Source organism: Amnibacterium flavum (assembly GCF_003097495.1).
Taxonomy (GTDB): Bacteria; Actinomycetota; Actinomycetes; order Actinomycetales; family Microbacteriaceae; genus Naasia; species Naasia flava.
This window is the reverse complement of sequence record NZ_QEOP01000002.1, coordinates 667,072-682,048: the sequence shown is the minus strand read 5'-3', so window position 1 is coordinate 682,048 and position 14,977 is coordinate 667,072. Positions and strand designations below refer to the sequence as shown.

The window sequence follows — 14,977 nt, the reverse complement described above, 5'->3', positions numbered from 1 at the left end:
CCATGTCGACACTCCTCCCCGCACACTCGACCGAGACGGGCCCGGCGACCCCGGGCGCCCCCGCAGGCGGCTCCACCGCCCCCAAGGGCGCCTTCACCTGGGCGCAGGTCGTCGCGGCCCTCCCCGGTGCGTTCCGCAAGCTCGACCCCCGCGAGATGTGGCGGAACCCCGTCATGTTCATCGTCTGGGTCGGCGCCGCGTTCACCACGGTCCTCGCCATCGCGGAACCGTTCCTCGGCGGCCCCGCCCAGTCGGGCGGGACCCCCGTGCCCGGCGTCTTCACCGGAACCATCGCGGTCTGGCTCTGGCTGACGGTCATCTTCGCCAACCTGGCCGAGGCGGTCGCCGAAGGGCGCGGCAAGGCGCAGGCCGACAGCCTCCGCAAGACCCGCACCACCACGATGGCCCATCGCATCGACGGCTACGACCCGGCGACCGGCGGCGACGGGGCGACGGCCGCCATCGCGGAGGTGGCCTCCCCCGACCTGCGACTCGGCGACCACGTCGTCGTGACGGCGGGCGAGCTCGTCCCCGGCGACGGCGACATCGTCTGGGGTATCGCCTCGGTCGACGAGTCGGCCATCACCGGAGAGTCGGCGCCCGTCGTCCGCGAATCGGGAGGCGACCGCAGCGCGGTCACCGGCGGCACCCGGGTGCTGTCGGACCGGATCGTCGTGCGCATCACCTCGAAGCCCGGCGAGACGTTCGTCGACCGGATGATCGCGCTCGTCGAGGGCGCATCCCGGCAGAAGACGCCGAACGAGATCGCGCTGAACATCCTGCTCGCCGCGCTCTCCATCGTGTTCGTCGTCGTCGCGCTCACCCTGAACCCGATCGCGTCGTACGCGGCGAGCCCGGTCAGCATCCCGATCCTCATCGCCCTGCTGGTCTGCCTCATCCCCACCACGATCGGCGCGCTGCTCTCGGCCATCGGCATCGCCGGAATGGACCGTCTCGTGCAGCGCAACGTGCTCGCGATGTCGGGTCGTGCCGTCGAGGCGGCGGGTGACGTCACCACCCTGCTGCTCGACAAGACCGGCACGATCACGTACGGCAACCGCCAGGCGACCGAGTTCGTCACCATCGACCACTCGACCGTCCGGGCCCTCGTCGCCGCGGCGGGAACCTCGTCTCTCAGCGACCCGACCCCCGAGGGCACCTCGATCGTGACCCTGGCCGAGACGAAGGGCTTCGTCCGAGACGACGCCCCGAGCGGCGAGGTCGTGCCCTTCACGGCGCAGACGCGTATGAGCGGGGTCGACTTCGCCGACGGACGTCAGATCCGCAAGGGCGCCGGCTCCGCAGTGCTGCGCTGGCTCGAGGAGGACGGCCCCCTCGCGAGCTCGCTCGTCGACGAGGTCACCACGGTCACCGACCGGGTCGCCCAGTCGGGTGGAACCCCGCTCGTGGTGGCCGAGCGCGCCGCCGACGGCCGGGGTCGCATCCTGGGGGTCGTCCACCTCAAGGACATCGTCAAGGAGGGGCTCGCGGAGCGGTTCGCCGACCTGCGCAACATGGGCATCCGCACGGTCATGATCACGGGCGACAACCCGCTGACCGCCAAGGCCATCGCCGCGGAGGCGGGCGTCGACGACTATCTCGCCGAGGCGACGCCCGAGGACAAGCTCGCGCTGATCCGCCGGGAGCAGGAGGGCGGCAACCTGGTCGCGATGACCGGCGACGGCACCAATGACGCACCCGCTCTGGCCCAGGCCGACGTCGGCGTCGCGATGAACACGGGAACCTCGGCCGCGAAGGAGGCCGGCAACATGGTCGACCTCGACTCCGACCCGACGAAGCTCATCGACATCGTCCGGATCGGCAAGCAGCTGCTCATCACGCGCGGTGCGCTCACGACGTTCTCGATCGCGAACGACATCGCCAAGTACTTCGCGATCATCCCCGCGATGTTCATGGGCGTCTTCCCCGGCCTCGCCGCGCTCAACATCATGCGGCTCGGCTCCCCCGCATCGGCGGTGCTGTCGGCCGTCATCTTCAACGCGATCATCATCGTGATCCTCATCCCGCTCGCACTGCGCGGAGTGAAGTACCGCGCACTCGACGCGTCGAAGACCCTCGCCCGCAACCTGCTCGTCTACGGGCTCGGCGGTGTCATCGCGCCGTTCATCGGGATCAAGCTGATCGACCTCGTCGTCAGTCTGCTGCCCGGGTTCTGACCCGGACGCCCCCAGACAGCCAGCAAACGCAACAGTCGCAAAATAAGAAGAAGAGACACACACCATGGCATCCACCAGAACCGCCGTGCGCACCTACGGTGTCGCGGCGCGGGCCCTCCTGCTGTTCATAGTGGTCCTCGGCATCGGCTACACCGCCGCCATCACCGGGATCGGGCAGCTCGCCCTCCCGGCGCAGGCGAACGGATCGCTCGTGACGAACCAGGACGGCGACACCGTCGGGTCCTCCCTCATCGGCCAGTCGTTCGCTGACGCGGACGGCAACCCGCTGCCCGAGTACTTCCAGCCCCGCCCGTCGGCAGCCGGAGACGGCTACGACGCCGGTGCATCCAGCGGTAGCAACTACGGACCGGAGAACGCCGACCTGATCGCCGCGATCGAGGACCGCAGGACGCAGATCGCCGAGTTCAACGGCGTCTCGCCCGAGGAGATCCCGGCGGACGCGGTCACCGCGTCGGCGTCGGGACTCGACCCGCACATCAGTCCCGCCTACGCGCTGCTGCAGGTGGACCGGGTCGCCGAGGCGCGCGGAATCCCCGTCGACGAGGTCAGGACGCTGGTCGAAGGTAATATCCAGTCACCTGACCTCGGCTACCTCGGAGACCCGACGGTCAACGTCCTCCAGCTCAACCTGGCCCTGGACGCGACGAGAGGCTGACGCATGACACGGGGGCGGTTGCGGGTGCTGCTCGGGGCTGCCCCCGGCGTCGGCAAGACCTACACGATGCTCGAGGAGGGCCGTCGGCTCTCAGGTGAAGGCCGCGACGTCGTCATCGCCGTCGTCGAGACGCATGGGCGCGCGGCCACCTCCGCAATGACGGACGGGCTCGAGATCGTGCCCCGCCGGATCGTCTCGCATCGCGGGGTCGAGCTCAGCGAGATGGATCTCGAAGCCGTCCTCGCCCGGCATCCGGCGATCGCCCTCGTCGATGAGCTCGCCCACACCAACGCGCCGGGATCGCGCAACGACAAACGCTGGCGGGACGTCGAGGAGCTGCTCGCCGCGGGGATCGACGTCATCTCGACGGTCAACATCCAGCACATCGAATCACTCAACGATGTGGTGCAGCAGATCACCGAGGTGCCGCAGCGCGAAACGATCCCCGACCAGGTGCTGCGCTCCGCCGACCAGATCGAGGTCGTCGACCTCGCACCCCAGGCTCTGCGCGACCGGCTCGCCGGAGGCAACGTCTACCCGGCCGAGCGGATCGACGCGGCCCTCTCCAACTACTTCCGGCTCGGCAATCTGACCGCGCTGCGGGAACTCGCGCTGCTCTGGCTCGCCGACGAGGTCGACACTGCTCTCAAGTCGTACCGCAACGAGCACGGCATCGACCGCAGGTGGGAGGCGCGCGAGCGCGTGGTCGTGACCCTGACCGGCGGGTCCGAGGGCGCGACGCTCATCCGCCGCGGCGCGCGCATCGCCGCCCGATCGGCGGGCGGCGAACTGCTCGCCGTGCACGTCACCAGCCAGGACGGACTCCGCAGCGCGGATCCCGAGGCGCTCGCCCAGCAGCGGGCGCTCGTCGAGAAGCTCGGCGGAAGCTACCACCAGGTGGTCGGAGACGACGTGCCGCGTGCTCTCGTCGAGTTCGCCCGGTCGGTCAACGCCACCCAGCTCGTGATCGGCGTGAGTCGCCGCGGTCGCCTGGCGACGGCGCTCACCGGGCCGGGCATCGGAGCCACCGTCATCCGCGAGTCCGGCACCATCGACGTCCACATCGTCACCCACGAGGCGGCAGCGCGGCGACTCGCCCTCCCCCGGCTGCGCGGCGGGCTGACCGTCAAGCGGCGGATCGGAGGCTTCGTCCTCGCACTCCTCGGAGGCCCGCTGCTGTCGCTGCTCCTCGTCTCGCTGCGCGATGAGGAATCCCTGACCAGCGACGTGCTCAGCTACCAGCTCCTGGTCGTGATCGTCGCACTCGTCGGCGGCATCTGGCCGGCGCTCCTCGCGGCGGTGCTCTCGGGCATCACGCTCGACTTCCTGTTCGTCGAGCCGCTCTACACGGTGACGATCAGCAACCCGTACCACCTGCTCGCCGTCGTGCTCTACGTGATCATCGCCGTGCTCGTCAGCTTCGTCGTCGACAGTGCCGCCAAGATGACCCGCGCCTCCCGCCGGGCCGCCGCCGAATCCGAGCTGCTGGCGACGGTCGCGGGAAGCGTACTCCGCGGCGAGGGAGCACTCGAGGCGCTCGTCAGTCGCACCCGCGAGGCGTTCGCCCTCACCGGCGTCCGACTGCGCGCCGGCGACGAGATCCTCGCCAGCGATGGCGAGCCGCGCCCCGACGATCTGCACCGCAGCGTCCCGGTCGGCGAGCGTGCCGTTCTCGAGCTCCACGGGCGCGAGCTGCACGGATCGGACCGACGACTTCTCGAGGTCATCGTCAGCCAGATCGAGGCGTCGCTGCGGCAGAGCGACCTCGCCCTCGCCGCCGATCAGCTCGGGCCGCTCACCGCGTCGGACCGGGTCCGCACCGCGCTCCTCTCCGCGCTCAGCCACGACCTGCGCCGCCCGCTCGCTGCGGCGATCGCCTCCGTGAGCGGCCTTCGCACCGCCGACGCCGCCCTCGACCGCGCGGGGCGCGACGAGCTGCTGGCGACCGCCGACGAGAGCCTCGCATCGCTCGCCACCCTCGTCACGGATCTGCTCGACGTCAGCCGGCTCGAAGCGGGAGCCCTCGCGATCACGCCCGTCGCCGTCGACACTGCCGACGTGATCGGGCCCTCGCTCGAGGAGCTCTCCCTCGGTCCGCGCGACGTCGAGCTCGACCTCGGCGACCTGCCCCCGGTCTCCGCCGATCCCGTGCTCCTGCAGAGGGTGGTCGTCAACCTGCTCGCGAACGCGGTCCGGCACTCGCCCGCGGGCCGCGCGGTGCGGGTCGCGACCAGCGGGTTCGGCGATCACGTCCAGATCCGTGTCGTCGACCACGGGCCCGGAATCCCAGCCGAACGGCGCGATGATGTGTTCGTGCCATTCCAGCGCCTCGGCGACACCGACAACACGACCGGTCTCGGGCTGGGGCTCGCGCTCTCGAAGGGGTTCGTCGAGGGGATGGGCGGCACCCTCGTTCCCGAGGACACCCCCGGCGGCGGACTGACGATGGTGGTCGAGCTGCCCGTCTGGCGGAGCGCCGATCGGGTGGAGGGCACGCCGTGACGACCATCCTCATCGCCGACGACGACCCGCAGATCCTCCGCGCCCTGCGCATCACGCTCGGTGCCAAAGGCTACGACGTGGTCACCGCGACCGACGGTGCGCAGGCTCTGGCCGTCGCCATCGAACACCGCCCCGACCTGTACCTCATCGACCTCGGCATGCCCAACCTCGATGGCATCCAGCTCATCCACGGGCTGCGCGGCTGGAGCTCGGCGCCCATCCTCGTTGTGTCGGGCCGATCCGGGTCGGACGACAAGGTCGAAGCGCTTGACGCCGGCGCCGACGACTACGTGACCAAACCCTTCGCCATCGACGAGCTCCTGGCGCGTATCCGGGCCCTGACCAGGCGGATCGGTGACGACAGTGTGGGATCGCCACTGCTCGTCCTCGGCGATGTCAGCGTCGACCTCACGGCCAAGGCGGTCACCCGCACGAACGCGGACGGAACCGTCGAGCACATCCGGTTGACCCCGACAGAATGGGCGATGCTCGAGCTGCTCGCCCGCAACCCGGGCCGACTCGTCACACGTCACACCCTGCTCACCGAGATCTGGGGCAACGAGCACGTCACCGACACCGGCTACCTGCGGCTGTACATGTCGCAGCTGCGCAAGAAGATCGAGGACGACCCTGCTGCGCCGCGCTATCTGCTCACCGAGTCCGGGATGGGATACCGTCTGATCCCGACAGGCGGCGCACCCGCCTGATCAGCGAACTGCCCACTTCGGGCAGTTCTATCGCCGCAACACTGCCCGAAGCGGGCAACTCGACCTCGACCCCTGGGAGCATTCGTGCGATCTGCTCTCGTCGGCGCGGTCCTGCTCGTCCTCGGAGCGGTCGCCGTGCTCACCGGCATCCTTCCCTCGAGCGAGGCGGTCGAGCTCGGCGAACGCGTGTGGCCGATCCTGCTGTTCGTCATCGCGATCACGATCGTCACCGAACTCGCGGCCGAGGCGGGGCTGTTCTCCTGGGTGGCCAATCGCCTGGCGCGCTGGGGCGGCTCGCGCGCCTGGGTGCTCTGGCTGTTCGTCGTCGCTCTCGCGGTCGTCAGCACGGTGTTCCTGTCGCTCGACACGACGGCGGTACTGCTGACCCCGATCGTGATCGTGCTCGCCCGGCACGCCGGGCTCTCACCCCTCCCGTTCGCCCTCACGACGGTGTGGCTCGCGAACACCGGGTCGCTGCTGCTGCCGGTCTCGAACCTCACGAACCTGCTCGCGCAGCACGAGCTCGACGGCGTCGGCCCGCTCGAATTCGCGGCCCTGATGGCGGGCTCCGCGCTTGTCGGAGTGATCGTGCCGACCGCGCTCATCTTCGTGATCTACCGACGCGATCTGCTGCGGCGGTACGAGGTCGAGCAGCCGTCCGCAGCGGCCGATCCCGTGCTGTTCGGAATCAGTGCCGTAACTGTCGGTCTCCTGCTCCCGCTGCTCGTGTCGGGCATCGAGGTCTGGATCCCCGCCACTGCCGGCGCGATCGTGCTGGGCGCTGCATTCCTCGTGCGCAGACGCGAGGTGCTGCGGTTCGGGCTCGTGCCATGGCAGCTGATGCTCCTGGCATCGGGTCTGTTCCTGGTGGTCGAGACAGGACATGCACTGGGGCTCTCGGATGCCCTCGGTTCGTTCGTCGCCGGCGGCGACGGCGTGGGCGGTCTGCTGGCCATCGCCGGGGTGGGTGCCGGCGGGGCCAACCTGCTCAACAACCTGCCGGCCTACCTGGCCCTCGAGCCGATCGCGGGCAGCCCGGAGCGTCTGGCCGCTCTGCTCGTCGGAGTGAACGCCGGTCCGCTGATCACGCCGTGGGCGTCGCTCGCGACACTTCTCTGGCATGAGCGTGTCTCGTCGATGGGGGTGACCATCTCGTGGTGGCGGTACGCGGCCCTCGGGCTGATCGTCGTACCGCTGACGGTGGTCCCGGCGGTCCTGCTGCTCGCCGTCTGACCGACCGAACGACGGGTCAGAGCGGCGGCTTGGCTCCGCGCTGGGCCATCTCGTCGAGGTCGGTGAGGCCGGGGCCCCAACCGAACCAGGTCGTGACCTCCATCACAGCGGTCCAGCTGTCTCGTTCCCGATCGGCATAGATCTGCCCGAGGTAGTGGGTCGAGATGCGGTCGATGTCGGCGAGGTCGGGGTCGCGCCGGATCTCGCGGATCCGTCCGCTGAGCGACACGTGGGCGTACCAGTCGTCAGCGCCGACGACGGAGAGGGACACCCGCGGATCATTCCGCAGGTATTTGAGCCGGGCGCGGGTGCCGTCCATGTTGAGCAGGATCGTGCCGTCGTCCGTCAGCTCGTACCAGGTCGCCGCGGTGTGCAGTTCGCCGTTGGGTCGGACCGACGCGACCACGGCGGGGTTCGGTCGACGGAGGAACTCGGTCACGTTCGCTGTCAAGGGCTTCTGCGGCATGGTGCGATCCTCAAGTAGGGAATGGGCCGGCGCATACGCCGGGTTCTGTCAGGTGCCAGGGGCACACGGGACGGTCATCTATCTCGGATGTACGTTGCCGCACATCTCTAGCGGTCTACCCGAGGACTCGGCGAGCAGCCTCAGCGTCCTCTGCTTGACCTTGCTCCAGGCGAGGTTTACCTAGCAGGCCTGATCACTCAGGTCTCTGGTGGTCTCTTACACCACCGTTTCACCCTTACCCCGAGCCATACGGCTCGTGGCGGTTTGCTTTCTGTTGCACTTGCTCTCGGGTTGCCCCGGGTGGGCGTTACCCACCGCCTTCGCTCTGTGGAGCCCGGACGTTCCTCGGCATCCCATGATCCGGAGATCGTGGGATGACGTGACCGTCTTGCCGACCCATTCGAGCGGCAACTCTACCCGCTGCCCGCCTGCACGGCCGGTTGCCCGCATGTTCCGGGCACATTGGGCTCGCGGGGAGCGCGGCGGCCGGGGCGGGCTAGAGGCCGGATTCTTCCGTCCGGACCAGGATGCAGCCGCTCTCGGGATCGAGGACGACCTCGTCGGGATCGGCGGCGCGAACCATCGCCAGGTCGGAGGCGTTGAGTGCCACGTTGCTGCCGCCGGAGATGCCGCGGCGCAGCAATGCCGCCCCGACTCCGTAACGGGCGCGCTGCTTCTCGTAGAGCTCGACCAGGTCGGCGGGAAGCCCCGCGACGACGGTCGCCCGGTTCGCGGTGACGGCAGCGGTCTCCTCATCGAGCACGGCGAGGGCGGCGTCGCGTTCCCGCTCGAGTTCGGCGATGCGCTCCGTGAGCGTCGCGCGCTCGCTCTCGAGCTCCGTGACCGTCGCGCGCGCCTCGTCGACCCGCTCCATGACCGCGAGCTGGATGTCCTCGAGGTCGGCCTTCCGCCCCGAGAGCGAGGTCAGTTCGTGCTCGAGTCCCTGAGCATCCTTCGCGGAGGTCACCTGCTGGAGCCGCGCGTTGTCCCGCGCGATCCGCGCCTCGACGACCGCGACATCGGATTCGACCCGGCGCAGTTCGATGCTCGCATCCTCGTGCACCCCACGTGCCTCGGTGGTGCGGCGGCGGAGCGCATCCGCGTCGCGGGTCAGCGTCTCGAGGAGCGCCGCCTGCGGCAGCGTGCGACGGGAGTGGACGAGCTGCCCGACTCGGTTGTCGAGGGCCTGCAGGTCGAGCAGTCTCTTCTGTTCATCGGGTCTCGCGCGCACTGTCACGCGCTCAGCCTACCCAGCGGCGGGGGGCGCCGACGCGGGAGCCTCCGCGGAGGCAATGCGGGCGGCGGCGGGCGGCGCCTCCCCCTGCTCCTGACGACGGATCGCGGCGATCCCGGTTGCGACGGGAGTCAGCAGGCCGAGGACGAGTGCGACGAGCACGCCGAGGTCGATTCCGCCGATCCCCGTATCCGTGTCGACGCCCAGGAGGTTCCAGAGGTAGCCCTCGAACTGGAACCACCCCTGCGTGCCGGAGATGAGCCCGAGACCGATCACGCTGATCAGCACGAGAGCGATCAGGTTGGCCCAGCGCACATCGGGGTACACCCCGCCGCGACGAAGCAGCGACTCCGAGTCGAACCCGCGGCGCCGGATGAACATCTCGGAGGCGATGATGCCGCCCCACGCCGCCACCGGGACCGCGATCGTCGGCGCGAGGTCGAGGAGGACGGGCGTCAACGAGGGAAGCAGGAACAGGATGCCCAGCCCGCCGGCGATCCCGACCACGGCGACGACGATGGTCGCCGTGATGCGCGACATCCGCACGCCGACCGAGAGCAGGGTGAGCCCGCCCGAGTAGGCGATGGAGGCGACACCGGAGACGACGCTCACGGTGATGGCGAAGAACAGGGGCAGCGGATACCACCCGGGCAGCGACGAGGTGATCGTGGAGATCGGATCGGTCTGCAGACCGACGCTCGTGGCCTCGTTCGAGGCGGCGAGCAGGATGCCCCAGCCGATCATGGCTCCGGCCGGCAGTGCCGCTCCGAGACCGGTGACGGCGACGGTGGCGACCCCGGAGGACTCGGGGCTCTGGTACCGGGCGAGGTCGCCGCCCGCGGCCGCCCATGCGGTGCCGAGGAGCGAGAACACGGTGATCGCCCCGCCGAGGACCAGGAGCCAATCGCCATCGGTGCCCTCGGTGATGGTCGCGAAGTCGATCTGCGGAGCCGTGAGCCCGATCACGAGGGCTGCGACGACCGCGCCGAGGAATGCGAGGATCGCCTGCGCGCCCGCCAGGAGACGGAACCCGAAGACCGCGATGACCGCCGCGATGATCCCGAACAGGGCGAGGGCGACCGGACCCGCGATGCCGGGGCTGACGAAGATGTCGTACCCGGCGTTGAAGACCAGGGAGGCGAACGAGGTGGCGAGCAGCCACAGCAGGATGGCGATCCAGAACAGCCGCACGATCAGGAGCATCAGCGCGGGCACGATGTTGCCGACCACCCCGAAGCTCGCGCGCGAGACGATCGCGGTCGGCTGACCGCTCCGCTTCGAGGCGAGGGTGCTGAGCCCGAGCGGGAGGCATGCCAGCAGGAGTCCGGCGAGGGCGGCGAGGATCGCCTGGCGCGCGCTGACGCCGTAGCCGATGAGCACCGCCCCGAGCGAGAAGGTCAGGATCGACGTGTTGGGCGCCAGCCACAGCCAGAACATGCGCGCCACGCCGCCGATCCGGCGGTCGATCGGCGTCGGCTCGATGCCGACCCGCTCGATCCGGGGCTCCGCCGCGACCGTCTCGGCGGCCGCGAGGGCCTCCGCGTCTGCGACGTCGTCGGGAAGCAGCGACGGGCCGGCGATGAGACTCGCGGTCGAGATCGTCTGGATCGGCCCGGTGTGCTGGCCGGGTTCGGGCGGCCCGACCGGCAGTGCGGCGTCGATGGCGCCCGGCAGCACTTCCTCGGGCGCCTCGACATCGTCGATGTCGTCGTGGAGGTCGACGTCGAGCTTCATCGGCGCGTCGAAGACGGGGATGGACCCGGTGTCGGTGATCTCGATCGGGCTGACCGTGATCGGGTCGATCGGGCCCGTCGTCGTCGGAACACCGTCGGTTGCCGGCAGAGTGCCCGCCGACGGGAATGCGTCGGCCCAGCTGACGGGGGTCGCCGCGGCATCGCCGCTCGCGCCGGCTCCCAGGATGCTGTCGAAGGCGCTGGGCGCTTCGGGTCGGTCGGCGAACGCCGACGCCGGGCGACCGGCGGCCTCGTCGGGCGCGGCCTCATCATCGGGCTCGGAGTAGAGGTCGGTGTCCGGGTCCTCGCCGGGCTGCCGACGACTGTCGAAGCGGGAGTGCAGAGCTGCGGCGCGCTCGCTGAGCGGAATCTCCGCAGCGGGCTGATCGCCGTCGACCGTCGGGGCATCGCCCACGATGGGGACGCTCGGTCGCGCCATCGCGCCGAGCCCGGCAGCGGCCGCCCAGACCGGCACACCGGGTGCCGGCTCGGTTCCGAGATCCTCGTCGAGGGCATCCTCATCCTCGACCGGGGCGGGCACGCCCGGAACGTCGCCATCCGGCGCGACATCCGAGCCCGTCCCCGCGAGCTCATCCGATCCGGGTGGGGCGGCGGCCGGCGCATCGACGACGGTTTCATCGGCCACCGGCGCGTCAGGAGCGCCGTCGACCAGTTCCGCTTCGACGACTTCCTCCGAGTGCCCGCCGGAGATCGCGGTGGCCACGAGTTCGGCTTCGGGGACCAGGGATCGAGGCTGGGTGTCGATGTCGATGCTCGAGGTGACGGGAGTCGCGTCCGTCTCGGTCTCGTCGACCTGAGCGTCGATCGTCGACTCGTCCGACGGGACGATGACGGGAGTCGCTTCGAGCGCCGTCCCCGGCGCCGGCGACGAGCCCTCCGCCCCCGTGACCGGGCGGAACGTCTGACGGTGCGCGACGGCCTCGGCCGCCGTATCCGACGCGGCACGCTCGTCGACGGCGGATGCACCCGGTGCGAGATCGACCGGCGCCGCCACGGCCGCCGAAGCGGGAATCGCTTCGTCAGGAGTCGACGGGACGGGATCAGGATGAGGGGGCAGCGGGACCTGCGCGGGAGCGAGCGCCTGGAGGGACGCTTCCCATTCGCGGTACGCCGCGTCGTCGAGCTGGATGCGCGAGAGGAGGCCCTCGAGCTGCTCCGCTCGTTCGAGTGCGGAACCGGCTGTCGGACCAGCCGCAGCGGCGGCGGCAGCGGCAGCGGCGCCATCGGTGACGGCCGTCTCGGTGATCCCCGTGTCGGGGGCGAGCGGCATCGACGGAACCGGGACCTGCGGGACGTCCGTGTCCACAGGCGCCTCGAAAGGACTGGCATCGATAGACGACCGGTCGGCCGTGCCGTTGTCAAAAGGAGCTCCGGACTCGGCAGGCGGAGCGGGCTCAGCCGGAGCAGCGGACGGGTCGGCGGAAGCGTCATCGAACGGGGGAACGGCGACCCCGGGCACGGGGAGGAGCGGGCGTGTCATGGGCGGCACGACAGCGGGCGGCACGTCAGCGGGCGGCACGTCAGCGGGCGGCACATCAGCAGCAGGCGCGGCGGGCGAAACGTCAGCGGCAGGCGCGACGGGAGGCAGGTCAGCCGGCGGCGTGAGAGGAGCAGCGGGCGGCGCGGCCGGATACGCGGCGGACTCGACGCTCGTCGCGGCGGAAGCGGCCTGCGGACCGTTGTCAGCGGAGTCGGGGTCCGTCTTCTCGGCTGCCGCGCTGTCGTCCGCCGCCTTCTGGGCCGCTGCCTTGTCGGCTGCCGCCGCGAGGTCCTGCGGGCGGACTATCGGGATCGGCCCCGAAGGCGCGAACCGGAGGAGCTGAGCGGCCAGCGCATTCGCGAGTTCGTCGTCGTCGTGGAGACCGGCGGGCTCACGCGGCTGCGACGGGGGCTCGCCTGAGGCCTCGTCGTGCGGCTCGGACATGGGCAGATGCTACCGGCGACGGGGGCTCGATGGTCGAACCCTGGCACGGCGCGCTGAAGATCCACTCCGAAGACGGTCAGCCGTCGCCCACCCCGCGGGCGGCCAGTCGGGCCTGCAGCGCTTCGGCATCCCAGGGTGCGCGACCTCGCGCATCGTTGTCGAAGTACACGTAGACGTCGCGTTCCACGCCGTCCCCGACGCCCGTCACGAGCCCTGCGACTTCGTCGGCCCACGCCTCCGACTGGGCGTCGGTGTACCCGCTGGCATAGAGCTCGTCCGCCCCGTGCAGCCGCACGTAGGCGAAGTCCGCGGTGTCGTGCCGGAGAAGCGGCCACTGCCCCGCTCCGTCGGAACGCACCAGGGCCACACCGTGCCGGCGGAGGATGTCGAGACTCCCGGGCTCGGCGAAGCCGGCATTCCGGACCTCGAGGGCGTGCCTGATCGGGATGCCCGGGTCCATCGCGAGTACGGGATCGTGCTTCAGCTTCGCGTCATGCCGCAGGGCGAGATCTGACGCGGCACCCGTCGTGCGCGGCAGCCGGCCCAGGAAGCCGTCGAGCACCTCCGGCTCGAACACGGCTCGGGCGGGGAGCTGCCACACCACGGGCCCCAGACGATCGCCCAGGGCGAGCACGCCGCTGCCGAAGAAGTTGCCGAGCGCGGCCTCGACGTTCCGCATCCGCAGCATGTGGGTCAGGTATCGCCCGCCCTTGACGCCGAAGACGAACCCCGACGGGGTCTGCTCGGCCCACTGTTCGAAGCTCGACGGCCGTTGGAGCGAATAGAACGTGCCGTTGATCTCGACGGAATCGAACCTCTCGGCGGCGTACTCGAGCTCCCGCCGGTGCACGAGTCCGGTCGGGTAGAAATCGCCTCGCCACGAGGCGTACCGCCACCCGGAGATGCCGATGCGGGAGCGGGCGCTCATGGCGCGAGGCTAGCTGAGAACGCCGTTCCCGATCCTGGAACGGAGCTGTGCACCCGGAACCCGCGCGGCGGGCCGCCCGGCCGAATCGCAGGGGCCGTGGCTAACATCGCGGGGTGGATTGGTCGATGTCGAGACTCGTTGCCGAGCTGCGCTCGACACCGCTCTCGGTTCTGCTCGAGCTCTTCGAGGAGAACGTCGCCGAATACAACGACCTCCGTGAACGTGGAGTCGCCCTCGAGTCCGAGGAGTTCGAGGAGAACAGCACGATGTTCCTCCTCTACCGCAAGGCGCTCGAGGAGCGCGGGGTGAGCGAGGACGAGGTCGCGGCCCTCGAAGCCGACGGCGTCAGTGACGGGACTTCGTCCAGTCCAGGAGCCGTGTCGCCTTCCACGTCGTGATGATCCTGTCCGCGGGGACGCCGTTCGCGGCGGCCCGCTCGGCTCCGTAGTCGAGGAAGGCCAACTGTCCGGGCGCGTGCGCGTCGGAGTCGATGCTGAACAGGCAGCCCTCCGCGAGCGCTATCGCGATCAGCTCGTCGGGCGGATCCTGTCGCTCGGGCCGAGAATTGATCTCGACCGCGACACCGCGCTCGGCGCACTCGGCGAAGACGCGCTTCGCGTCGAACTCGGATTGCGGGCGGGTTCCGCGGGACCCTTCGACGAGTCTCCCCGTCACATGGCCCAGCACCGTCGTGCGGGGATCGCGGACACCGCCCAGCATGCGCGCCGTCATGGTCGCCGAGTCGGCGCGCAACTTGGAGTGGACGCTCGCCACCACGATGTCGAGGCGGTCCAGCATGTCGGGCGTCTGATCGAGCTCGCCGCTCTCCAGGATGTCGACCTCGATGCCCTTCAGGAGGACGAAGTCGTCCGTCGAGGCGGCGTTGAGGGAATCGACGTCGCAGAGCTCCTCGTCGAGGCGCTCCGCGCTGAGCCCGTTCGCGATGGTCAGGTGCGGCGAGTGGTCGGTGAGGGCGATGTACTCGCGTCCCAGGACTCGCGCGGCGGCGACCATCGTCTCGATCGGAGCTGTGCCGTCGGATCGCTCGCTGTGGACGTGGAGGTCTCCGCGAAGAGCGGCTCGCAGTTCGGCGCCGCCGGATGCCAGCGAACCCGCGCCGCGCTCGCGCAGGGCCGCCAAGTAGTCCGGCACCTCCCCTGCGACGGCCTGGCTGATCACCTCGAAGGTGCGGCCGCCGATGCCCTTCGTGCGCTTCAGCCGGCCGTCCCGCGCCCGTGCGGCGAGCTCGTCCTCGCCGACGCCCTCGATGATCGCGGACGCCTTGCGGAACGCCTGCACTTTGAAGACGGGGGCGCGTTCGCGTTCGAGCCAGAAGGCGATCTCGTTGAGGGCGGCGACGGCATCCACTCCCCCAT

11 protein-coding genes and 1 other RNA gene are annotated in these 14,977 nt (G+C 70.3%); 6 read left to right on the top strand and 6 right to left on the bottom strand.

Annotated elements, in window-relative coordinates; translation table 11 throughout:
• The first annotated feature begins 2 nt into the window (after window positions 1–2).
• The 5 genes from kdpB (at window position 3) to DDQ50_RS10865 (ending at window position 7,295) form a co-directional block, all read left to right on the top strand.
• Complete coding sequence (kdpB, locus tag DDQ50_RS10885) at window positions 3–2,177, top strand: potassium-transporting ATPase subunit KdpB (RefSeq protein WP_116756754.1); 2,175 nt, start codon at window positions 3–5, stop codon at window positions 2,175–2,177.
• Window positions 2,178–2,241: 64 nt separating this feature from the next.
• Window positions 2,242–2,853 (top strand): potassium-transporting ATPase subunit KdpC, encoded by a 612-nt coding sequence (gene kdpC, locus DDQ50_RS10880; RefSeq protein WP_116756753.1) that lies wholly within the window; start codon window positions 2,242–2,244, stop codon window positions 2,851–2,853.
• Between the two features lie 3 nt (window positions 2,854–2,856).
• The gene (locus tag DDQ50_RS10875; RefSeq protein ID WP_116756752.1) at window positions 2,857–5,355 is read left to right on the top strand and encodes an ATP-binding protein; all 2,499 of its coding nucleotides are present in this window, start codon (window positions 2,857–2,859) and stop codon (window positions 5,353–5,355) included.
• Window positions 5,352–6,062: a response regulator gene (locus tag DDQ50_RS10870; protein WP_116756751.1), complete on the top strand. Its 711-nt coding sequence runs from the start codon at window positions 5,352–5,354 to the stop codon at window positions 6,060–6,062. The genes DDQ50_RS10875 and DDQ50_RS10870 overlap by 4 nt, the downstream gene beginning before the upstream one ends.
• A gap of 84 nt (window positions 6,063–6,146) precedes the next feature.
• A complete protein-coding gene (locus DDQ50_RS10865; protein ID WP_116756750.1) occupies window positions 6,147–7,295 on the top strand; it encodes an SLC13 family permease in 1,149 nt (382 codons plus the stop codon).
• 16 nt (window positions 7,296–7,311) lie between these two features.
• Here DDQ50_RS10865 and DDQ50_RS10860 read toward each other — a convergent pair whose 3' ends face one another.
• The 5 genes from DDQ50_RS10860 to DDQ50_RS10840 form a co-directional block, all read right to left on the bottom strand.
• The gene (locus DDQ50_RS10860; RefSeq protein ID WP_116756749.1) at window positions 7,312–7,761 is read right to left on the bottom strand and encodes a pyridoxamine 5'-phosphate oxidase family protein; all 450 of its coding nucleotides are present in this window, start codon (window positions 7,759–7,761) and stop codon (window positions 7,312–7,314) included.
• Window positions 7,762–7,779: 18 nt separating this feature from the next.
• Window positions 7,780–8,160, bottom strand: an RNA gene (rnpB, locus tag DDQ50_RS10855) — RNase P RNA component class A.
• Between the two features lie 97 nt (window positions 8,161–8,257).
• Entirely contained in the window at window positions 8,258–8,998 is a 741-nt protein-coding gene (locus tag DDQ50_RS10850; protein WP_240614344.1) for a zinc ribbon domain-containing protein, read from the bottom strand.
• A gap of 9 nt (window positions 8,999–9,007) precedes the next feature.
• Complete coding sequence (locus DDQ50_RS10845; protein WP_116756747.1) at window positions 9,008–12,673, bottom strand: cytosine permease; 3,666 nt, start codon at window positions 12,671–12,673, stop codon at window positions 9,008–9,010.
• A gap of 76 nt (window positions 12,674–12,749) precedes the next feature.
• Entirely contained in the window at window positions 12,750–13,601 is an 852-nt protein-coding gene (locus tag DDQ50_RS10840; RefSeq protein WP_116756746.1) for a DUF72 domain-containing protein, read from the bottom strand.
• 125 nt (window positions 13,602–13,726) lie between these two features.
• Here DDQ50_RS10840 and DDQ50_RS10835 point away from each other — a divergent pair, with 125 nt between their 5' ends.
• Complete coding sequence (locus DDQ50_RS10835; RefSeq protein ID WP_116756745.1) at window positions 13,727–13,999, top strand: hypothetical protein; 273 nt, start codon at window positions 13,727–13,729, stop codon at window positions 13,997–13,999.
• Here the strand turns inward: DDQ50_RS10835 and DDQ50_RS10830 are convergent.
• Complete coding sequence (locus tag DDQ50_RS10830; protein WP_116756744.1) at window positions 13,947–14,969, bottom strand: PHP domain-containing protein; 1,023 nt, start codon at window positions 14,967–14,969, stop codon at window positions 13,947–13,949. The two genes, DDQ50_RS10835 and DDQ50_RS10830, sit on opposite strands and share 53 nt — an antisense overlap.
• Window positions 14,970–14,977 lie beyond the last annotated feature (8 nt).

Excerpts from the sequence above, each read along its gene's own strand:
- kdpB (WP_116756754.1), top strand. The coding sequence starts at position 3 with ATGTCGACACTCCTCCCCGCACACTCGACCGAGACGGGCCCGGCGACC.
- kdpC (WP_116756753.1), top strand. The coding sequence starts at position 2,242 with ATGGCATCCACCAGAACCGCCGTGCGCACCTACGGTGTCGCGGCGCGG.
- DDQ50_RS10875 (WP_116756752.1), top strand. The coding sequence starts at position 2,857 with ATGACACGGGGGCGGTTGCGGGTGCTGCTCGGGGCTGCCCCCGGCGTC.
- DDQ50_RS10860 (WP_116756749.1), bottom strand. The coding sequence starts at position 7,761 with ATGCCGCAGAAGCCCTTGACAGCGAACGTGACCGAGTTCCTCCGTCGA.
- DDQ50_RS10845 (WP_116756747.1), bottom strand. The coding sequence starts at position 12,673 with ATGTCCGAGCCGCACGACGAGGCCTCAGGCGAGCCCCCGTCGCAGCCG.
- DDQ50_RS10840 (WP_116756746.1), bottom strand. The coding sequence starts at position 13,601 with ATGAGCGCCCGCTCCCGCATCGGCATCTCCGGGTGGCGGTACGCCTCG.
- DDQ50_RS10835 (WP_116756745.1), top strand. The coding sequence starts at position 13,727 with ATGTCGAGACTCGTTGCCGAGCTGCGCTCGACACCGCTCTCGGTTCTG.